This is a genomic window from Bradyrhizobium xenonodulans (assembly GCF_027594865.1).
GTDB lineage: Bacteria > Pseudomonadota > Alphaproteobacteria > Rhizobiales > Xanthobacteraceae > Bradyrhizobium > Bradyrhizobium xenonodulans.
This window is the reverse complement of the sequence record NZ_CP089391.1, coordinates 6,334,804-6,354,828: the sequence shown is the minus strand read 5'-3', so window position 1 is coordinate 6,354,828 and position 20,025 is coordinate 6,334,804. Positions and strand designations below refer to the sequence as shown.

Annotated in this window: 17 protein-coding genes and 1 pseudogene; 11 read left to right on the top strand and 7 right to left on the bottom strand. The window is 62.7% G+C overall.

The window, feature by feature from the left end; translation table 11 throughout:
• Window positions 1–236 precede the first annotated feature (236 nt).
• Window positions 237–1,979: an ethylbenzene dehydrogenase-related protein gene (locus tag I3J27_RS30165; protein ID WP_370691879.1), complete on the top strand. Its 1,743-nt coding sequence runs from the start codon at window positions 237–239 to the stop codon at window positions 1,977–1,979.
• Window positions 1,980–2,033: 54 nt separating this feature from the next.
• A complete protein-coding gene (locus I3J27_RS30160; RefSeq protein WP_270162514.1) occupies window positions 2,034–3,044 on the top strand; it encodes a 2Fe-2S iron-sulfur cluster-binding protein in 1,011 nt (336 codons plus the stop codon).
• Window positions 3,045–3,074: 30 nt separating this feature from the next.
• On the opposite strand, the gene I3J27_RS30155 is transcribed toward I3J27_RS30160, so the two are convergent.
• Window positions 3,075–3,878 (bottom strand): PstS family phosphate ABC transporter substrate-binding protein, encoded by an 804-nt coding sequence (locus I3J27_RS30155; RefSeq protein WP_306417031.1) that lies wholly within the window; start codon window positions 3,876–3,878, stop codon window positions 3,075–3,077.
• A gap of 282 nt (window positions 3,879–4,160) precedes the next feature.
• On the opposite strand from I3J27_RS30155, the gene I3J27_RS30150 reads away from it, so the two are divergent.
• A complete protein-coding gene (locus I3J27_RS30150) occupies window positions 4,161–6,755 on the top strand; it encodes a putative bifunctional diguanylate cyclase/phosphodiesterase (RefSeq protein ID WP_270162512.1) in 2,595 nt (864 codons plus the stop codon).
• 178 nt (window positions 6,756–6,933) lie between these two features.
• Window positions 6,934–7,283: pseudogene (locus I3J27_RS30145) on the top strand (hypothetical protein).
• A gap of 821 nt (window positions 7,284–8,104) precedes the next feature.
• Here I3J27_RS30145 and I3J27_RS39215 read toward each other — a convergent pair.
• From I3J27_RS39215 to I3J27_RS30130, 4 genes are all read right to left on the bottom strand, one after another.
• Complete coding sequence (locus I3J27_RS39215) at window positions 8,105–8,305, bottom strand: hypothetical protein (protein ID WP_370691988.1); 201 nt, start codon at window positions 8,303–8,305, stop codon at window positions 8,105–8,107.
• 266 nt (window positions 8,306–8,571) lie between these two features.
• Window positions 8,572–9,027, bottom strand: coding sequence for a hypothetical protein (locus I3J27_RS30140; protein WP_270162511.1), 456 nt, complete (start codon window positions 9,025–9,027; stop codon window positions 8,572–8,574).
• A 165-nt stretch (window positions 9,028–9,192) separates the two neighbouring features.
• Complete coding sequence (locus tag I3J27_RS30135) at window positions 9,193–9,378, bottom strand: hypothetical protein (RefSeq protein WP_270162510.1); 186 nt, start codon at window positions 9,376–9,378, stop codon at window positions 9,193–9,195.
• 167 nt (window positions 9,379–9,545) lie between these two features.
• Window positions 9,546–11,423, bottom strand: a complete 1,878-nt coding sequence (locus tag I3J27_RS30130) for a tyrosine-type recombinase/integrase (RefSeq protein ID WP_270162509.1) — start codon at window positions 11,421–11,423, stop codon at window positions 9,546–9,548.
• Window positions 11,424–11,800: 377 nt separating this feature from the next.
• On the opposite strand from I3J27_RS30130, the gene I3J27_RS30125 reads away from it, so the two are divergent.
• A complete protein-coding gene (locus I3J27_RS30125) occupies window positions 11,801–11,962 on the top strand; it encodes a DUF2934 domain-containing protein (protein WP_270162508.1) in 162 nt (53 codons plus the stop codon).
• An 82-nt stretch (window positions 11,963–12,044) separates the two neighbouring features.
• Window positions 12,045–12,323, top strand: a complete 279-nt coding sequence (locus I3J27_RS30120) for a DUF2934 domain-containing protein (protein WP_270162507.1) — start codon at window positions 12,045–12,047, stop codon at window positions 12,321–12,323.
• A 557-nt stretch (window positions 12,324–12,880) separates the two neighbouring features.
• Here I3J27_RS30120 and I3J27_RS30115 read toward each other — a convergent pair.
• Entirely contained in the window at window positions 12,881–14,671 is a 1,791-nt protein-coding gene (locus tag I3J27_RS30115) for a peptide ABC transporter substrate-binding protein (protein ID WP_270162506.1), read from the bottom strand.
• Between the two features lie 329 nt (window positions 14,672–15,000).
• A complete protein-coding gene (locus tag I3J27_RS30110; RefSeq protein WP_270162505.1) occupies window positions 15,001–15,387 on the bottom strand; it encodes a hypothetical protein in 387 nt (128 codons plus the stop codon).
• A gap of 219 nt (window positions 15,388–15,606) precedes the next feature.
• Between I3J27_RS30110 and I3J27_RS30105 the strand changes: the two genes are divergently transcribed.
• From I3J27_RS30105 to I3J27_RS30085, 5 genes are all read left to right on the top strand, one after another.
• Window positions 15,607–16,389, top strand: a complete 783-nt coding sequence (locus tag I3J27_RS30105) for a MetQ/NlpA family ABC transporter substrate-binding protein (RefSeq protein ID WP_270162504.1) — start codon at window positions 15,607–15,609, stop codon at window positions 16,387–16,389.
• Between the two features lie 150 nt (window positions 16,390–16,539).
• Complete coding sequence (locus I3J27_RS30100; RefSeq protein WP_270162503.1) at window positions 16,540–17,574, top strand: putative FMN-dependent luciferase-like monooxygenase; 1,035 nt, start codon at window positions 16,540–16,542, stop codon at window positions 17,572–17,574.
• Between the two features lie 32 nt (window positions 17,575–17,606).
• On the top strand, window positions 17,607–18,206 hold the full coding sequence (locus tag I3J27_RS30095; protein ID WP_270162502.1) for a CMD domain protein: 600 nt from the start codon (window positions 17,607–17,609) through the stop codon (window positions 18,204–18,206).
• Between the two features lie 14 nt (window positions 18,207–18,220).
• Window positions 18,221–18,799: an alkylhydroperoxidase domain protein gene (locus I3J27_RS30090; RefSeq protein WP_270162501.1), complete on the top strand. Its 579-nt coding sequence runs from the start codon at window positions 18,221–18,223 to the stop codon at window positions 18,797–18,799.
• A 61-nt stretch (window positions 18,800–18,860) separates the two neighbouring features.
• Window positions 18,861–20,015: an ABC transporter substrate-binding protein gene (locus tag I3J27_RS30085; protein WP_270162500.1), complete on the top strand. Its 1,155-nt coding sequence runs from the start codon at window positions 18,861–18,863 to the stop codon at window positions 20,013–20,015.
• Window positions 20,016–20,025: the final 10 nt, after the last annotated feature.

Sequence of the window (20,025 nt, the reverse complement as noted above, 5' to 3'; positions counted from 1 at the left end):
TCGGCGACCAAAATCGTCCCAACGGTTTCCGCCGAGTTCGTGAAGGACGCGCCTAAGCGACCCGCGCGGCGGCCGCGCTCTGGGCTGCCCAGCACCAGAGCTAAGCAGGGTGAGAGACCGGACTTCGAGACTGGTGTATGCCCCGAGGGCGGCTCGTTGGCCGGCCGCATTAACTAACCCCTGCTTCGCAGCCTTTCTGGCGCAACCGCTGGTTTACCGCGGGCAAGCTTTATGCAATGAACGATGTCAACGCCCGAACGAACGCCGATGCCTTGACCGAGAGAAGACTCGCTCAAACAAAGTCCCGAGAAAGCCCGCCCCGCACCGATGTCGGGACGATAATCCTCCATTGGGCGACCGCGCTCGCGTTCGTCGTGAGCCTCGTTACCGGCATACGCATCGCAGCGGACGCGCTGCACGCCCCCTTCTCGAAATGGCTCGCTCCGGTTCTGCCGCAGGGCGAGATCTTTTCCTGGCATTTCCTCGCAGGGCTCGCCGTCTTCTTCTGCGGGTCGGCCTACGTCGCCTACCTCGCGCGCAGCGGCCTCGTCGAGCGCAACAGCCCCAAGAAGACGCGGATCCTCGCGATGCGCGCTCCGGCTCGCCTCAAGTGGGGAGCCGTCAACGTCATCCTGCACTGGTTCGTCTATGCGCTCGTGATCTTCCTCACGGGGACGGGCGTCATGATGTATCTCGGCTATGGCGGCTGGTGGGCTTATCTCCACTCGACCGCCGCCTTCGTCGGGCTCGTCTATATCTTCGCGCATGTCGCCGCGCATTATCTCCATGGCGGTTGGCAGCAGATTTTTCGCGTGTTTCGACCGACGCAGCTCGCGATCACGAAGGCCGTGCGGCCGAGGCCTGTCCTCGTCGCCGCTGCAATCGGGGTGGCCGTCACGTGCGCCGTCGCCGGGCTCGACTGGGCGACGCGCGATACGCTCGTCATCGCGCGGGTGAGCGCCGCGCCCAAGCTCGACGGCGCCATGGGAGATCCCGTCTGGTCGCGCGCGCTCCCCGTCTTCATTCGCACGCAGCAAGGTGCCAATCTCGGCGGATCGGGCGAATCGCTCGTGGAGGTGCGCGCCCTGCACGACGGGCAGAAGATCTATTTTGCCTTCCGCTGGGAGGATCCTACGCGCTCCCTCCGCCGCATTCCGATCATCAAGCGAGAGGATGGCTGGCACGCCCTCGACGAGCGTGCGGGTCTGCAAGACGCCGCCGACTTCTACGAGGATAAACTGGCGGTCATTTTCTCGGATAATGCATCGCTCGGCGGCGCAGGCGCGACGGGTCTCGGGGCCAACCCGCTGCCCGGCAAGCCGATGCCGATCAACGGCCGGGGCTTCCACTCCACGACGGATGGCAGCTACATCGACATGTGGCAGTGGAAGGCGTCGCGCGGGGGCATGCTCGGGCGTGTCGACAGCCAATATATCGGCCCGCCCTACGCCCCGACCCTGGACGAGCAGAATTACGATGCCCGCTATCAGGGCGGCTATTGGAATAAGCCTGGCCACTCTCTTTATTCGTATAATTTCAAGTTCATCCACCGGAGCGACAAAGGGCCCGTCACAGTTCTGCGGCTTCCCAAGGACTGGAAGGCGCAAGTCGCAGCCCTCGGCAAATTCGATCTTGATCCCAACAGCAGCGACGACGAGAACGGCCGCTGGTACATGTTCGACTCGGAGAGCGAACCCTACACTCCAGAGGCCGACGCGAGGATCCCCGTTGGCACGATCCTGCCCGGCGTGATTATCGCCGGCGACACCGAAGGGGAGCGAGCCAATGTCGCCGGGGTTTCAAAATGGAGCAACGGACATTGGACGCTCGAGCTGACGCGCAACATGAAAAGCGATGGCAGATATGACAAAGCCTTCGTGCCAGGCCGCGATCTCTACATGTGGGTCGCTGTCTTCGACCATGCACAGACGCGGCATGCGAGCCATAACCGCCCGGTGCGTGTCGTGCCGCAGAAATAGGCGTCTCATCGGGGGCGACGAGCTCGACCGGCGGCCACTCCCAGAGGCCTCGCGATGAAGAGGCATTGTCAGCTCGTCATCAACGGCAAGCTTGTCGAAGCCCGCGCCGGCGAAAGCCTGATCGACGCGGCGCTCGGCGGCTCGATTCTCGTTCCACACGACTGCAGATCGGGACAATGTCAGAGCTGCCGGGTGACGGTCGTTTCGGGTTCGGTCGATGACGGCGGCTCGGGCCATGGCCGCACTGTGCTGGCCTGCCAGGCAGCGGTCGCAGGCGATGCTGAGATCGAATTCGAAGAATTGCCGCTCCCGGTGAAGCGGGCGGGCGCTGTCACCGAGATCAACCAGCTCTCGTCGGAGATCGCCGAAGTCGTGCTGACGACGTCAGCGCCGCTCGAGTTTCGGCCGGGCCAATATGTGCGCGTCAAGTTTTCCGGCTATCCTGCGCGCGAGTTCAGCCCGACCTTCAGGCTCGATGGTTCCTTCAAGCAAATCGAACTGGTCTTCCACATCCGGTGCCTGCCTGACGGCACCGTGTCGGGGCAGCTCGGCAAAGCCATCAGGCCCGGCCATGCGGCGCATGTGCAAGGCCCCTTCGGACAAGCCTATCTACGACAGGGCCAGGGGCCGCTGGTGCTGGTCGCCGGCGGAGCAGGTTGGGCCCCGATCTGGGCGCTGGCCCGCTCGGCGCGCTCGACCCAGCGCAACCGCGAGATGGTGGTCGTCGCCGGCAGCCGGGATGCGGACAATCTCTATATGCTTCCCTCGTTGCAGTGGCTGATCGACGACGGTGTCCGCGACGTCATTGCGACGACGGAGGTCGGGTCTAACCTGGCGATCAGGCCCGGGCGTCCATCGCACTACCTGCCCCTGCTTGGGCTGGAGGATACGGTCTACGTCGCCGGCCCCGTTGGTCTCGTCGAGATCGTGAAGAACAAGGCGCACTCGGCCAATGCGCAATGCTATGCCGATCCTTTCCTGCCGAGCTCTCAAACCCCATCGCTGATGGACAAAGTCACCCGTCTATGGCGAAGCCGGGAGCAGCCTCATCGCCCCGGCCTGTGAGTTCAGCAGCGCCGGCCGAGCCCCGGCGCCTCAGGGCTTGACGGGCAGACTACCGAGGCTGGTGATGACGTCGGCTGCCTTCCGTTCATCGGCAAAGCGTAGAAAGGCCAGGGCGTCCGGATCCTGCAACGTGTTTAGATAGATTAGCGCCAGCACCACGCTCGAGGGATAATCCGCGTCCGTCGGGTAGTGGCCGTCCACGCGAAGCACCGTGAGCCCCTGTTCCAATGGCCGCGAGAAAGGACCGAAGCCGATCGCGCCTTGAACATCGCGAACCGTGTCGATCGCTTCCTGAGTGGTCGTTGCCATCTTCGATTTCTCGGCGATCTGGAGATCGTGCCAGCCGGGCATGCTGGCCCGCAGAACGCTGAGAGTGCTGTCCTGGTCCTCGCGCCGCACGACGCGGATGCGCATATCCGCGCCCCCCAGGTCCTTCCAATTCGCAAGGCGGCCCGAATAGATCGCAACGAGCTGCGCGCTTGTGACGGCACTCACTCCGCAGCCGGGATGGACGATGAAAGCCGAGGGCAGGCGGGCGATCGCCTTGTAGACGATGCCGGAAGCCGCTTCGGCGTCGGTTAGGCGGCGTGCGACGCGCCCTAAGATCGCCTTGCCGGACCCCACGGCCGCGATGCCCCCGCCAGAACCGATGCTCGGCGGGACCTCGACCTGTGCGGATCCTTCCTGCTGCATGAAGCTCGCGGCGATGGCGCGCAGGACATCGATACCGTCTCCGGTCCCGACGATGTCGAGCCTGCGTGTTTCGGCGCCAGCGGCATTCACCCCCGCAAGGCAAAGGCCCAAAAGGGCTGCCATTATCCTCGAAAGTGCCATTTGCAACCCCTTCGAACCACGAGGTGCACAGTCTGGCAAAGAAACCTAAACCTTCTGTTGTCGCAACGCCGTGCCTTTTGGAATCATCAGTGTGGCGAACAGAAGGTGAAAGCGCACAATCTGATGGTTTCGAAAAACCATTTGGTAATCAACTAGCTACAAATGGACGGCAAATAGACGATTTAGAGGGTACCACTCGCCTAAATTCGGCGCCTGGAAGACAACTCAGTGGGGCCTCGGTGAGCGACATTGATCGGCCCCCGTAAGTTAAGGGTGCTGGCAGTGGCGGCGACTGACACCGATATGGCGAAGGCATCGAGGGCGCCGCCCCCCTGGCGTCGTTGGGCCGTTCCGTCCTGGCTTCCAGGTTTCCCCTCGTCTATCGCCATGCGCCTTGTTGCCGTCGTGCTCGCGACCGGCGTGATCGGGCTCGGCCTCATCGGTGGCTTCACGGCGCTGCGCCTGCAGCAGCAACTGACACAGCAGGCTGCGGCGCTGGGTGAACTCTCGGAAGACCAGCTCGCTCATCGCCTCGACGGCGAGGCGCAGTTGGCGCGAGCGCGAATCGAGGTCCTCGGCGCCGAAACCGCATCACGCCTGCGTCAGATCGCTCAGCGCGCCGATGTCGCCAAGGCGGTCGCCTCGAACAATGATGTGACTATCCGCGATCTGCTCAGCATCGTTGCTTCGACCTCCGGCTTTGAAAGGCTGATCACCTTCGACGAAAGCGGCCGCGTGATCGGTGCCAACACGCCCCTCGACCTCCTCGCTCTGAACGGGGCGATCGAGGGGACCGACCTCTCCGTCAATCTCAGGGCGATCCTCAAGGACAATAGCCGCTCGCACCCGCGGGGTGAGGAAGGCACCTACGAGCTCAAATTAGGTGAATTGTCAGCGCTCGGCCTGCCGCAGCGCCACACTATAGCGCACACCGCAATCGAGCCCGTGTTCGACGACTTCGGCGACCTCATCGGCGCGCTTGTCGCCATCCGACCGCTCGGGCGCTCGGAGAAGACTCTCGAGAACTTCACGTCCCTGGCTAATGCCGGCGTGGTCATCATCACGGGTGACAACGAGATCGTGTCTTCCGCGGGGCCTGAAGGGGTGAAATTCAGCAGCGCCACGGCGCGTTTGGGCGGGCTGCAGCGCTCAGATGACGGCAACTACGTCGCGCGCTGTGTCGAATATGAGGCGACGCTCAAGGTGTGTACGTTCGCGAGCGCATCGCTCGTGACGACGACACGTGATCAGATGTTCCAGATCGGCGCAACCCATACCCGCACGCTGATGTGGCAGTTCCTGGCATCCGCGGCGCTGGCGCTCGGTGCCCTGGTCGTCGCGCTATTGGCCGCCGTGAGGCACCTCACGAAAGGACTTTCGGCGCTCGCCAGGACCGCCCAGGAAATCGCGGGAGGCAATCTCGATGTTCCGTTCCGCGCAACGGGCATCGGCGAGGTTCGCAGCCTCGGCTTTGCATTCGAGCGCATGCTGACGCATTTGCGGGCCAGCACGCGAAGAATTCGTCAGCTCGCCTTCTACGATACGGTGAGCCGCCTTCCCAATCGGGAGAAGATGCGCGTGGACGCGCCGGCGCTCATCGACGCGGAACAAGGCGCAGCACTGTTCTTCCTCGACCTCGATGGCTTCAAATCCATCAACGACACTTTCGGGCACAAGGCTGGCGACGAGTTGCTCAGGATGGTGGCCGAGCGCTTGAGCAATTTGCTGACGTCCAAGGTCGCTGCCGGCAAAAGTCTGCTCGCCCGGGTCGGGGGCGACGAGTTCGTTGCCATCATCGCCGGGGTGAAGACGGTCGAGGCCGCGAGCCTCTGTGCCCGCGAGATGATCGAGGCGCTGCAGGTTTCCTTCAAGCTCCAGAGCAACCATGCAACTATCGGCGTCAGCATCGGCATTGCGATCTGTCCCACCCACGGCACAAACTATGACGATCTCCTGATCCGCGCCGATCTTGCGATGTATGTCGCGAAAAGCTCGGGACGCAATACCCACGCGTTCTTCACTCCGGATCTCGCAGAGGTCGCGCGTGCCCGCCATGGGCTCGAAACCGATCTTGCCCTAGCGATCCGCAATGAAGCGCTCGTCGTCCATTACCAGCCCAAGGTGTCCTGCGCGGATGGCCGCATCCTGGGGGTGGAGGCGCTGGCGCGCTGGCATCACCCGAAGGAGGGCAACATTCCTCCTCAGCGCTTCATCAAGATCGCGGAAGAGATCGGTCTTATCATGGAGATCGACCGCTTCGTGCTCAGGCGCGCGCTCGCCGAAATCGGGGGCCTGATCCGGGCTGGTTCGAACCTCGTGCTCGCCGTAAATGTCGCGGCGACGGACATCGAGGACCCGCTGTTCATCAAGGATATCGTCACGACCGTTCGCGAGGCCGACTTCCCGCCGCGACACCTCGAGATCGAGATCACAGAGTCGGTCGCGATGCGCAATCCAGATGTCGTGCGCGAGAGAATAAGCCTGCTCAGGCAGTTGGGCATTCGCTTTGCAATGGACGATTTCGGAGCCGGCTATTCGAATCTTTCGACGATGGCGAGGCTCCCCTTCGACGCCGTGAAGCTCGATCGCACGCTCGTCGCGGGAGTCGCGGAAGACCGTGAGAAGCAGACGATCCTTCGCCTGGCGCTCGGACTTGCGGATGAATTGGGGTTCGAAACGGTGGTGGAAGGCATCGAAACGGCCGAAGACCTTCGGTTCGCGGCCGAAAACGGCGCGACGATGGCGCAAGGTTATATTTTCTCTCCGCCGCTGCCGCTCGAAGAGTTCACCGTCCTGCTCCAGCCGAGCCTTTTGGCTTCGGCGATCGAAAGGGCGCCCAGGCGACACGGAGGGGAGCGGCAGGCTGCGATCCGCTGAAGCGTCGGCGACAATCCCGACAGAGTCCTGCAGGGGCCCAAAACCGACATCGACAGCTTGCGCCTCAGTTTGCAGTAGTCCGAGGTTTTGTACTTCATTTATTGGATTCGTGTTCTGCGCTTTCGTCACCCCGATGTATGTTGGTTGATGGTAGCGGCATCGTGGCAAGTGAGATGAAATTCACCGCGCACCGGTTAGTCCTTGGCGTCATAACAGCGCTCTCGATTGGCAACGTGTGGGCGCGCGATCCGGGCGGCGGTATGCTGGCTCGCGTCTTGAAGCCTGGTTTGATCAGCTAACCAGCGGCGGGGGCCGTTGTTGCTCCGTCGCCGATGGCCACGCTGTCGCGGAGACGGATTGGGATTCCAAGGACGGGCATTATCGCGTCCGTTAAGCGGCGAGTGGATCGATGTTCCCGACGAAGCAGTAGTTACGGAACCGAACCGCGCTGGTCGGACGATGGTTTGGCCTTTGGACCCAGCGGATGGTCCCGGCATCCGCTGCTTCATGCCTGGCAGCATGAGCTAACTGCGAGCAAGGTTGTACCCCGGGTTCTGGGTGTACTGCACCCCGCAGATTGTGCGCACAAGGGAGCGGGCGGCCTTGAACTTGGTGCGCCAGCATCACGCAATTCCGGACATAATCCGACCCGCAGCGAGGCGGAATTAGATGCCGCCATCGCCGATGCTGATCAAGCACATTCGGAGGACGAGGCAGCTGAGGCCGTTATTGAAAACGAGCTGGCGAAACGCAAGGATTTAGCTTCTAGCGATGCTCCTCTTCCCGTTGAGGTTATCGCTAAGCTAAGAGAGTTGCATAAGGTGATCGGCGAACCTACGCGGCGACGTCAAACGACGCAATCAACGCGCGAACATCGCTTGCGAGGTCCCGATAGTGCTGTGCCGCCCTCAGATACAGGTGCCGGTTACTTTCCTCTGACCTTTTTGCAATCTCCTCGCACTCGGTGGCAAGGCATTCGAAACGTTCTAGTTTAGCCTGAAAAGCACTCATGAAAACGCCCCACTAAAAAGTGCGATCCGACGTTAGCTTCGGCAATCGGTGAGAATAAACACAATTAGATGCTGCACCGCGGTACCTGATTGCGTCGCAGCGACCAGTCTAGATCGGCGCCAAGCGCGTTGGCGCGGGTCGCGTCGCGAGCGATGGATGCGACGGACCGGCCGGCCTTTGCCGCCTATCCCCGGTGAAGCGGTTAGACTTCTCAACCTGAGAACTCCTTCGACCCCGCCCGGTAGCGCCGTGCTTTGTCTCCGGATGCACGACTTCATAGGCCGCCTTCCCCTTCGCGATCAGCTTCGCCCGCTGCGCCGGCGTCAGATCGCGGCACGCTAATGGACAAACTCCACGCCGGCGAAAGCATCGCGACGCCATACGAGGCGGCAAGCGAAGCTCGTTCGAAATTGGTCGAAGGATAGGTCGAAGTCAGTCGACGGGATCGGACTATCTTTTAGCAGGATGCCGGCGCCAAGAACCGAGAGGTTTTGCATTGCACAGGGCGTGACTGTTGCTCCGCCGGAGAGCGAGAGCATAACTATCTGGTCGACCGTCTTGCGTGTGACGCGTCGCCGCTCAACACCCGTCCATTTACTAGACACTTCGGCTCCTCAAGGTTCAGCGTCACAGGGCGGGGTCGCCGACCAAGGGGGCTGGCGACCCCTTGCCGCCAAGGCGCCGGTACGCGAGACATCGACACCCTCACGACTGTATCGAGCATCGAACTCCGCGCTGGAAGCCGCAACACAATCCGATTGTTAAAGTTACCGAGGAAGGTTGGACCAATGTCTATGGAGGTGGCTCAGCCGGATTTTGTCTGTGCATTAATCTCTTCGACCTTCGTCAACGTTCTTTCGAATTCCGACCGGAGATATTGCTCGTGCGCGAGGTTTGTTGGCTCGGTCAGAAAGGCGATCTTCACGAGAAATCGGTTCAACAGAGTCGCAATTAGACGATTGTCGGAGTGTTGCGAACGCAGCGCTGTGAGTTGCCGACGCATCTCAATGAGATCGATGGTTTCGCGGCCTGACTGCTTTATCAAATGAAACTCGCGCGACCGTTCTACAGTCAAACGAAGCCGACGCGCCGAGTATATTGGCGCGACGGCTTCGCCACTGGGGACCCGGACCAAGAGCAATGTCCGGTGCAGAGAGGCTATCGCACAGTCGCCCCAGTGCAATCGAAGACGCGGATTAAGCTTGATGTTGCCCCGGCGCGTTAATTCCGGAACCTGCCTGCCACGGCCGCGCGTCGGCATCCTTGCTTGCTTAGGCGCGCTTCACCCGCGAATCGTCCTCTTTCTCAAGCCAATAAGAGAACGAGTAACTAGCGAGGGAGGATGTACCCTTCGTGAGTAAAGGCCTCCAGCGTCATTACGGAGGCCCTTTGCTAGGAAACGCGGCGTCGGGTCTGCTGTTTGCATTTAGCCTTTTTGTTTTTCTTCTGCGCTTTTTCCATCGGAGCTTTTAGAGCGTTCTTCGAAGCGATCAGCGCCCTTGGCTAGATCGTGCCCCGTCTTGCTCTCGTTTTTCGCTCCTTCCTTGGCAGTTACCTTCCGCAAGCCTTCAGTGGCCCGTTCCCCCGGCTTTTGATGATTTTCGTTCGTCATCCATTTGTTGCTCCTTCCTGATAGACTAGACCGATGCCGCTCACGTCCGGCGCGTCGACGTTCTGGTGGCGGCCGCATCGGCAATCCGACGCTCACGGTGCGACCCAGATGTCGCAGACGAAATGATCCGACACGCGATTTAGCACAGGGTGAGCAAACCTCGAATTTCAGTATGTCTTCAGTACGGTGAGCCCGCCTGCGTCGGCGCGGTTCTTTGCACTAAGCAACATTTTTCGCATCTGCTTGATCACCGCAGGCTCGAGCGCCTCGATCTTCGCCGCAATTTCCGGGTCGAGAATCCCTTTGCGGCCGTAGCGGCCGCGAACATCGTTGGCGTGTCCCAAGATGCGGTCGCGCGTGCGTTGAGCGATGGCTTCATTGTCGAGCCAATCCGCCATGAGATGCCTGGTGCTGTACAGCGTCAGGTCGGCCCGGCTGAGCTTCAGAAGCTTTTTTACGTACTGCCAGGATTTGCTGAGCGGCTGTGACCAGCGCACCGTACCATCCTTTCTGATGTAGGCTTCCCATTCGGGGAAGAGCCGCTCCTCTTTCTTGTCTATCAGGTCCTGCATTCGATCGAGCAGACCCAGCTCAATAAGAATGGGGTGGATCGGAATTACGCGACCGGCGGCATTGGTTTTCAGATTGCGAAGATCCTTTAGGGCGACACGTCCGCTCCGGGCGTCAAATGGTCTGAGGTCGAAATAATAAAACTCGCCGTCGGTACGGATGTCGGCGCATTTGAGCTGGCCGACCTCGCCCGGTCGCATGCCGGTCAAAATGCAAATCAGGAAGCCCCAATAAATGTGCGACTGCACAAAATAGCCGCCCGGCTGCCAGACGTGCAGTCGATTCTTGCAGCCGGTGAAGAGGGGCTGCTGCAGGAGCTGGAGAAGTTCCGTGTCGTCGAAGGCGTCTCGCGGAAGTGGAGCGAGATTTTCCGGATCGATACATACGAATTTGGGCCGAGGACCGGCATAAAGCTTCTGCTCGATGACGAAATCGAGGAATTTATAGAGGCCGCCCCAGTATCGGCTCTGGATCGTCGTGGTGGTGACCCGGACGAGGTCCTTCCAGCCGTGCGTCTCGGCATATTTAAATCGCTGGAAGAGCGTCTGGGAGAACTCGCGCGGGATATTGTCGCGATTTGGAATGTCCGGAAGGGCGTCGTCGAGCAGCTTCCACTTTTCCTCGGTGAGCTCGTCGATACGGGGGTCGCCCAGGAAGTCGATCGCGAACTGCACAACGGCCTCGGCTTCGCCACGCCCTTTCATGGTGTGCTGACGTTTGCGCCCAGCGGGGCGGAGAAACTCCTGCAGCAGGATGGACATGCGGTCGGGAGTGGTTGCAGTTGAGCCATCGGACTTGGCCGGCTCGTTGGGATTGCCGGTCTCCGCCGGGACGATGGTCGGCGCCGCCACGGGCGCGAGGTTGCCGGGGGCAAGCTGAGCCATACGTCGGCCTACGGCATCCTGGACGAGGCGGTCGAGCATGGCGATCGGGTCAAGTGTCTCCGGCCGGAGCGCGGGTGCCTTGTTGGGCGCGGGCTCCCAGCCTTCGTTGAAGGCCTCTCGGGCCTCACGGCGGCCGGCCTCATAGGAGCGCCGAGCCGTCAAGCGGGTGATGCTGCTCTCGGCCGCCTTGTTCTGGTCGACAAAATCGACCCACCGGCCCGGGATCTCCGGAAAACGCTTCTGGTAGGCATATCCGCGTTCTTGCGCCCGGGTAAAATACCGCCTGACCTCGTTCTCGAAGGCGCAGCGCTCAGCCAAAAGCCGCTCGTCAGCCGGCGAACCGCGGTCGACATAGGCCCGCAGGCGTACGTCGAACACGGTCCCTATAGCCTCGAGGTCGGGAGCCTCAATCAGCTCCAGTACCCATCCGAGATTGTCCACCAGCCGCCTCCGGGCCTCTGCAAAATCCGAGGTTCGAAGGCTGACACGGAGAAGGGGAAGCTGGAAGAGTTCGGCGGCCCGTTTCCCCAGCCGGATCTGCAGGAAATAGCGGCCGCCGGCACGCCGGGCGAGGTAGGAAGGGCGGGCCACGGAATGAGCCTTTCCGGGGGCGGCGAGGGTGTTACATCCCGGTGGGATGTAACACCCTCATTTCCGCTACCCCGATCCGGGCAAGCTTCTGGAAAATCTAAGGATTTACCCTTCTGGTGGATGTGGTAGCGCGTCCCTCTCCCGCTACCAATCATATCCCCTCCCGATATCTGTCAGGCGCCACAGCGTCCCAAAGCATCCTCAACGAGGTCTGGCACAGGCCGCGTGGCGTAGCTGCGCGCGATTAGGAACTCCCGCGCACGATCAAGGCTTGAATCCGTGGGCCAGAAATCGCCGCCGATCGCTGGCCTGCACGGCCCGCCTCCAAGCCCCCCCATACCCCCCAGGGTGGGCCGTGCTCAGAGCAGGAGATGCAATTGTCCGAGCCGACCGAGCAAGAGATCAAAGAACGCGCGCACCGCTTGTGGGAGCAAGCCGGCAAGCCTGAAGGCCGCGAGGACGAGTTTTGGCACGCGGCCGAGCAGGAGCTGCGCAACGAGGGTAAGTCGAACACATTGCGGACGCCGGATACGCTGTGAGGGAACAGAACTTCCCGGAAACGAATTCAATCTCTGAACGGCATGGGCCCCTGAAACATCCGTTCCTACGGCAGTGCTTGCAGTGGACGAGCAGCAAAAGATCGAGCACCAGATCGAACTCGCAACGCGAGCGGCCGCGCTCGTCAGGGACGAGACCACCGTCCAGCGCTTCAAGAGCTTCGCCGACGAGTTGAAGCGAAAGCTCCGTCGCATCATGCGGCGCGGCCAGGTGCGCGCGCGTGCCTACGAGCTCTGGGAGCAGGCCGGCCGGCCGATCGATCGCGAGCTGGAGTTCTGGGTCGAAGCCGAACGGCAGATCGAGGACGAACACGAGGAGCGAAAGGGCCCGGGCGCTTCATAGAGGCGAGAGGTGTCGGCTCCATGCGGTATCCCCATCCGCCTCGAGCCGCGTCGCTGTCTCCAGTCGCCCGTTTCGCTTTGCTAGACAGAAAAAAGCCGCCGGGTTCTTCACCCTGGCGGCTTCGAAAAAGTCCGTAGCTGTTGATCGCCTGCCCAGCCTCGTGCGTACCGCCGTTACCTTGTTTGCGGCCATGCCTGATCTTTGTAGGGGAGCGCGGCTGATTCTGCTGTGATTGGAAACACACAGTGGAAGGATGATGCGGGGGCTTGGAAAGTGCAGCGTGGGAGGCCGGGGCAGTAGGATGGGTAGAGCTCTTGCGAAACCCATCATGTATCCGCGAGGACGAAAGCGTTGATGGGTTCGCTGCGCTCTACCCATCCTACGAGAACACGTCGAGAATTGCGTTGCTGCCTCATACCCCGTCATCGCGGCGCCCTACCGTGTGGCCCCTACTGGGGCCTGGCTCTGCGCCACAAAGCTTACGCGTTGCAGCTTGTCCGGGACAAGAGAGTGCCCCAAGCAATGACGGCCGTGAGACAGCGCTCGCCGAGCTCCCCTCAGGCCCGATACCACGCCGCCAGATTCCACGTGATGGTGTCCCAGCCCGACATGTCGATCATGAGGTTGTTGACGGCGGCGTTGACGATGGGGCGTGAGAGCAGCGGCAGGAGCACGTGGGCGTCGCAGAAGATCTCGTCGACCTTCATCAGCAGCGCGGCGCGCTTGACCGGATCGAGCTCGTGTTGCGCGGCCTTGTACGCCTTGTCGGCTTCGGGATCGGAATAGCGCGAGTTGTTGCGGCCCAGCCATTTGTTGTCCTTGGTCGCGATCTCCCAGGAGACGCACTGGTTCAGCAAGCGCTCGGGGTCGGGTTGCGGCTGCGTGGTGTTGTACATCTCGATGTCGGCATAGAATTTCGAGTAGGTGTCGGGGTTGCCGACGTCGGAGGAGAAGAACACCGATGCGGTGACCGCCTTGACCTCGATCTCGATGCCGGCCTTCTGGCAGGCCTGCTTGATGATGGCCTGCGTCTTCTGGCGCGGGGCGTTGGTCGAGGTCTGGAACACGTATTTGAGCTTCTTGCCGTCCTTCTCGCGGATGCCGTCCGCGCCCCTGGTCCAGCCGGCTTCGTCGAGGATCTTGCTCGCCTTGTCGACGTCGAACTCGTATTTGAGCTTGGGCGACTTGAACTGCTTGGGCGCGTTGACGAAGCTCGCTGTTGCGATGCCGCCGCGGCCGTAGATGAATTTCTGGATCGAATCGCGATCGATCAGCAGGTTGATCGCGCGGCGCACCGCGGGATCGGACAGCGTCGGGTGCTTGGACTTGACGCTGGAGCGCTCACCGTCGATCTCGGTCCACGGGTCCGTCGTGTTGAGGATGATGAACTCGACGTTTCCGGACGGCGTGATGTCGAGCTTGCCCTTGCCGCCCGCCTCCATGCGCTTGAGGACCTCCTCCTCCACCTGCATGTTCCAGGCAAAGTCGTATTCGCCGGTCTGCAGCACGGCGCGCGCCGCGGACACCGCATCGCCGCCGCCCTTGACCTCGACCGTGTCGAAGTGCGGCTGGTTCTTGACGTGATAATCGGGGTTGCGTTCGGCCCGGATCATGTCGCCCGGCTTGAACTCGACGAACTTGTACGGGCCGGTGCCGACCGGCTTCAGATTGCCCGGCGCCTCGCGCGACTTGGCGCCGATATAATCGCCGAAATGATGCTTCGGCAGGATCTGGCCGACCTGGCCGCCAACGAACGGGTCGGCCCAGAACGGCGTCGGCGCCTTGAAGATCAGCTTGACGGTGTTATCGTCGATCTTCTCGACCGTGATGTCCTTGTAGGATCCCGTGGTGAAGGCCGCGGTCGCGAGATCCGCGGCGTACTGCCAGGTGAAGACGACGTCGTCGGCGGTGAAGGGCTTGCCGTCATGCCATTTCACGCCCTGCTTCAGCTTCCAGATCACGCTCATGCCGTCCGCGGAGAGGCCGCCGTTCGCCTTGGTCGGGATCTCGGCTGCGAGGCAGGGGACGAGGTTGCCGTCCCTGTCCCAGCCGGCGAGCGGCTCGAAGAAGATGCGCGAGGCGATCTGGTCCTTGGTGCCGAGCGCGAAATGCGGATTGAGCAGGGTCGGGGCCTGCCACAGCAGGATCTTCAGCGCGCCGCCGCCGCCGGCCTTGGTCGGCTTGTACGCGAGCGTGGCATCCGCCATCGCGACGTCGTTCCAGAGCAGGATCTGGCTCGCGATCGGGGCTGCGATCCCCGCCGCCGCCATGGTCCGGATGAACGAGCGCCGCGTCAGCGTGCCTTGCTTCACCTCTGCGATGCGTTCACGGATTTCGTTTTCGTTCATCGGATGGCCTCCACCTCGAAGACAAGTCGTCAACGGCCACCCATCATGTTTCATGACGGGCGAGCCGGCAATGCCGGCCATGCGGCAAAGCCATGCGACGAAATGACGAGATGAGGAAGGCCCGGTGGGCAAGGATCCGGACCGCCGCCCGAGAGACCCGGGCGGCGATCCGGTGCGAACTTGGGTGAACTTGGGGAAGTTCTAAGGCCGCGAGCGAACGCTACCCCGCCCGCTGCCGGCGCATCAAGTTTCGCGATGTTGCCCCGGCCGGAGATTGATTGCAGCCGCCGGCAAATTGCCACACATGAGCCCTTGGTGAGCCCAATGCATCACTGGATGCTGGCGACGCCGACCGCCAGCACCGACAGCAGCAACGCGTTGCTCAGCAACTGCAGGGCCGTCTTCGGTTGCGCCAGCCAGCGCGAGACCTTCTCGGAGAAGGACAGCGCCGGATCGGCGAACAGCGGCTCGAAATTATGCCTGAAGAAGTGCGGAAATCTCGGCCCGAGCCCGGGCGTCACGAGGCCGTGGAAGATCATCAGCATCGCAATGAAGATGGCGGCGCCGAACGGCTCGCCGGCGAATTCGGACGCATTGATCAGCTTGATCATCAGCGCGACGCCGGAATAGATCGGCAGGCCCTGGAGCACGGCATAGAGCACGAAGCATTCGAGGCGGTTCCGGCTGGTGGGCTTGGGAGCGGCGAGAGTGGTCATGGCGAAACTCCTGGCTGGTCGTGCCTGGCAATCTCGCGCCGCGGGCGCCACCATGCCGTGATGCGCCTCACGCTTGCGCGGGCGCGTTCGTTCCCCACATCCGATCGAACGGAGAAGCGTCGTCCGCGCCAGCCGGAAAATATGGATTTCAATTTCATTGATTTCGCCCGGCGGAGAAGCGAATACGGTTCCAGTCATTGCAGACTTTGGAGACCACAGATGTCGTTTCGCTTTCCCCTGATCCTTTCGGCCGTGCTCGCCGCCTGGTCGGCAGCAGCCTCCGCCGAGACCATCAAGATCGGCGTGACGCCGGGTCCGCATGCGCAGATCCTCGAGGCGGTGAAGCCGATCGCGGCGAAGAACGGCCTCGACATCCAGCTTCTCGAATTCTCCGACTATGTCGTGCCGAACGCCGCGCTCGATGCCGGCGAGATCCAGGCCAATTCGTTCCAGAACCAGCCTTACCTCGACAACCAGAAGGCCGACCGCGGCTACAAGATCGAGGCCGTCGGACTCACCGTGAACTTCCCGATCGGCGTCTATTCGAAGAAGCACAAGGCCTTCGCCGACATTCCCGAGGGCGGCAAGGTCTCGATCCCGAACGATCCGACCAATGGCGGCCGCGTTCTGCTGCTGCTGCGCGACAAGGGCGTGATCAAGCTGAAGGACGGCACCGGCTTCAAGCCGACGGTGCTCGACATCACCGAGAATCCGAAGAAGCTGAAGTTCATCGAGGTCGACGCGGCGCAGGCGCCGCGCGCGCTCGACGACGTCGACGCCGCCGCGATCAACACCAATTACGCAACCCAGGCGGGCCTCGATCCGGTCAAGGACCCGATCCTGCGCGAGGACCCGAAGGGCCCCTATGTCAATTTGATCGCGGTTCGCACCGCGGACAAGGACAAGCCCTGGGTCAAGTTGCTGGTGGACAGCTATCACACGCCTGAGGTGAAGGAGTTCGTCCTGACCAAGTTCAAGGGCGCGGTGCTGCCGAGCTGGTAGGCAAACTGCCCAGCCTTAGTCCAGCGCGGGGGTGATCCCGACGGGCAGCCTTGCGCAGGAATCTTGGATATGAGCCTTGCGCAATGCCCGCTTGTCTGGAGCCGCGGCAACCGACATCATCGGGGCCCATCCTCACCCGACAGGGGTCGTATGAAGCGCTTTGCAAACCTGAAACGACTGGGATTCTTCACGCGGCTGCTCGACGAGGCCCCGCCGGCCGAGCGCTACCGCTTCGCCGCCGAGCAGATCGTGCGCGCCGAAAAGGCGGGCCTCGATTCCGCGTGGATCGCGCAGCATCATTTCCACGAGCGCGAGGGCGGCCTTCCATCGCCCTTCACCTTTCTCGGCTATGTCGCAGCCCAGACCTCGCGCATCCGCCTCGGCACCGGCATCGTGACGCTGCCGCTGGAAAATGCGGTGCGGGTGGCCGAGGACGCCGCGGTGCTCGATCTCATCTGCAACGGCCGCTTCGAGCTCGGCGTCGGCACCGGCGGCAACCCGTCGGCCTTCGCCGCCTTCGGCCTCGACAGCACCCAGCGCAACGAGATTTTCGCCCGCAACCTGGAGATCGTCCGCGCCGCGCTGACCGGCAAGCCGCTCGACGGCGGCGATACGCTCTATCCGCAGCGGCCGCAACTCGACGGTCGGATCTGGCAGGCAACCTTCTCGGTCGCCGGCGGCGCGCGCGCGGGCAAGGCTGGCGACGGCTTGCTGCTGTCGCGCACCCAGCCGCGGACCAAGGAGGCGCCGGCGGCGACGCTCGCCGAAATCCAGAACCCCATCATCGATGCCTATCTCGCAGCGCTGCCCAAGGGCGCCGAGCCCCGCATCATGGCCTCGCGCAGCGTCTTCGTCGCCGACGACCATGTCGAGGCCATGCGGCTTGCGGACATTGGATTGCGGCGCGCGCTTCCGCAATTCATGAAGGGCGGTCACCTTCCCCCGGGCGAGACGCTGGAGGAGATGATCACGGCGTTCGATACGCATGTCGGCGCGGCCGACGCCGTCGTCGCCTCGCTCCGTGCCGACGCGACGCTGGAACGGATCACTGATCTCGTCTTCCAGGCGCATTCGGTCGATGCGCCGCACCCCTATATCCTGCGCTCGATCGAGCTCGTCGCCGAGAAGGTCGCGCCGGCGCTGGGCTGGACCAGGACGGCGCCCGACGTGGCGCTGGCAGGCTAGTCGAGATGAATGTGATTGCACGAGGCTGAATCATGGCGCCAACGGATATCATCGACACGCTCGCCGGGATCGAGCCGGGCTCGGCGCTGGACGCCATCCGCGCCCGTCGCATTCAGGCGCGCGAGAATGCACAGAAGAGCTATCTCTCGCTGTTCGAGCCGGTCGACACGGGTGATTTCTCGCTCGCCGAGCGCGCGGCGGTCGCGGCTTTCGTGACCGGGCTCCACGGAGAGTCGCCCGTTGCCACCTTCTATCGCGAGAAGCTTGCCGCGAATGCGGACGGCGCGCGCCTGTTGGAAGCGATCGACGCTGAGATCGCGCGGGGCAGGACCTCGGGTCCGTATGGTTCGTATCCGGCCGGTCCGCTGTCGGTCGAGAACACCGCCGGCCTGATCTATCGCGTCAGCGCGGCAAGCAAGTCCGCTCTCGGCATCAGGCTCGTCGCCGCGCTCGAGCATGCGCATCTGCTGGTATTCCGCCCGCGCGATGCCGCGTCCGCCGACATGAAGGCGCTGCTCGCCGCCGGCTGGTCGGACACCGGCATCGTCACCTTCTCCCAGCTCGTCGCGTTCCTGTCGTTCCAGGTGCGGGTCGTCAGCGGCTTGCGCACGCTCGCCGCCGCGAACGCATAAGAGGAGGCTGCATCATGAGCGCCACCGTCAATCCGCCCGTCGTCTTTACCCAGGATGAACTCGGCTGGGTGTCATGGATCGAGCCGCTGCCCGAGGCCGAGCTGACCGAGCGGCATTACGCCGGCCTCGTCGATCGCGCCCGCGCCAAGTCGGAATATTTTCGCCTGCTGGTGCGCGACCCTGAAGTCCTTGAGGCCCGCACCAAGACCGACAAGGACATCTTCTACAACGTCGCGGACGGCCTGCCGCGCGCCGAGCGCGAGCTCGCGGCCGCGGCGACCTCGCGCTACAACGGCTGCATCTACTGCGCCTCGGTGCATGCGCGCTTCGCCAGCACCTATTCCAAGCGCCGCGACGACGTGCAGCGCCTGCTCGACGAAGGTGTCAAGGCCGATCTCGGCGAGCGCTGGAATGCCGTCGTCAAGGCCTCCGTCGCGCTGGCCGCGACGCCGATTGCCTTCGGCCCTGACAATATCGAGGAACTGCGCCGTGCAGGCCTCGACGATGCCGAGATCGTCGACGTCATCAACGGCGCCGCGTTCTTCAACTGGGCGAACCGTCTGATGCTGTCGCTCGGTGAGCCCTCGACATAGGCAATCTCACCGGCACAAGAATTGCTGCTTTGTTTCAACACCTGAGTGGATGGAGCCTTTCATGAGCAACATCGATCGCCGTAGCCTGATCAAGAGCTCGCTCGCCGCCGTGATGGCCGGCGCAGCCGCGCGTGCCGCCTTCGCGCAATCGTCCGAGCCAATCCTGCTCGGCGTCAGCGGTCCCCTGACCGGGCCGAACGCGCAATATGGCACGCAGTGGAAGCAGGGCTTTGATCTCGCGCTCGACGAAATCCTGGCGGCCGGCGGCATCAACGGCCGCAAGCTCGCCTACAATTTCGAGGACAGCCAGAGCGATCCGCGCCAGTCGGTGGCGATCGCGCAGAAATTCGTGTCCGATCCCCGCATCGTGCTGGAGCTCGGCGACTTCTCCAGTCCGGCCTCGATGGCGGCATCCCCAATCTATCAGCGCGCGGGTCTGGTGCAGTTCGGCTTCACCAACTCGCACCCCGACTTCACCAAGGGCGGCGACTTCATGTGGAGCACGTCGGTCAGCCAGGCCGACGAGCAGCCGTTGCTGGCGTCCTATGCCGTGAGGCGCCTCAACCTGAAGAAGCTCGCCGTGCTGCACCTCAACACCGATTGGGGGCGCACCAGCCGCGACTATTTCGTCAACGCCGCCAAGGAATATGGCGCGGAGATCGCGGTCACCGAGGGCTATATCGCCGAAGAGCGCGACTTCCGCTCCACCTTGGTGCGCGTGCGCGATGCCAATCCGGACGGTCTGATCCTGATCTCCTATTATTCCGACGGCGCGCTGATTGCGCGTCAGGCACGCCAGGTCGGGCTGAAGCAGGTGATCTGCGCGGCAAGCTCGGTCTACTCGCCGAAGTTTCTGGAGCTCGGCGGTGAGGCCGTCGAGGAGGTCCATGTCGGCACGCGCTATTTCCCGGAAGACCCGCGGCAAGAGGTGCAAAAATTCATTACGGGCTTCAAGAAGAAATACAACGGGCAGGAGCCCGATGCCTTCAACGCCTACGCCTATGATGCGATGAACATGGCGGCCGCCGTGGTGAAGATCGGCGGCACCGACCGCCGCGCCATCCGCGATGCCTTCACCAAGGTCAAGGACGTCCCGAGCGTGATCTTCGGCACCGCGACGTTCGACGTCGCGACCCGCCGCGTCAAGGGCGCCATGAATGCCGAGCTCGTCGTGCGCAAGGGCCAGTTCGCGCTCTGGGACGGCAAGCCGACCTGATCTCCCTCCT

Bases quoted from the DNA above. Each gene is read 5' to 3' on its own strand.
- I3J27_RS30165 (WP_370691879.1), top strand. From the start codon at position 237: ATGAACGATGTCAACGCCCGAACGAACGCCGATGCCTTGACCGAGAGA.
- I3J27_RS30160 (WP_270162514.1), top strand. From the start codon at position 2,034: ATGAAGAGGCATTGTCAGCTCGTCATCAACGGCAAGCTTGTCGAAGCC.
- I3J27_RS30155 (WP_306417031.1), bottom strand. From the start codon at position 3,878: ATGGCACTTTCGAGGATAATGGCAGCCCTTTTGGGCCTTTGCCTTGCG.
- I3J27_RS39215 (WP_370691988.1), bottom strand. From the start codon at position 8,305: ATGCTCTCGCTCTCCGGCGGAGCAACAGTCACGCCCTGTGCAATGCAA.
- I3J27_RS30140 (WP_270162511.1), bottom strand. From the start codon at position 9,027: ATGCCGACGCGCGGCCGTGGCAGGCAGGTTCCGGAATTAACGCGCCGG.
- I3J27_RS30135 (WP_270162510.1), bottom strand. From the start codon at position 9,378: ATGACGAACGAAAATCATCAAAAGCCGGGGGAACGGGCCACTGAAGGC.
- I3J27_RS30115 (WP_270162506.1), bottom strand. From the start codon at position 14,671: ATGAACGAAAACGAAATCCGTGAACGCATCGCAGAGGTGAAGCAAGGC.
- I3J27_RS30110 (WP_270162505.1), bottom strand. From the start codon at position 15,387: ATGACCACTCTCGCCGCTCCCAAGCCCACCAGCCGGAACCGCCTCGAA.
- I3J27_RS30105 (WP_270162504.1), top strand. From the start codon at position 15,607: ATGTCGTTTCGCTTTCCCCTGATCCTTTCGGCCGTGCTCGCCGCCTGG.
- I3J27_RS30100 (WP_270162503.1), top strand. From the start codon at position 16,540: ATGAAGCGCTTTGCAAACCTGAAACGACTGGGATTCTTCACGCGGCTG.
- I3J27_RS30095 (WP_270162502.1), top strand. From the start codon at position 17,607: ATGGCGCCAACGGATATCATCGACACGCTCGCCGGGATCGAGCCGGGC.
- I3J27_RS30090 (WP_270162501.1), top strand. From the start codon at position 18,221: ATGAGCGCCACCGTCAATCCGCCCGTCGTCTTTACCCAGGATGAACTC.
- I3J27_RS30085 (WP_270162500.1), top strand. From the start codon at position 18,861: ATGAGCAACATCGATCGCCGTAGCCTGATCAAGAGCTCGCTCGCCGCC.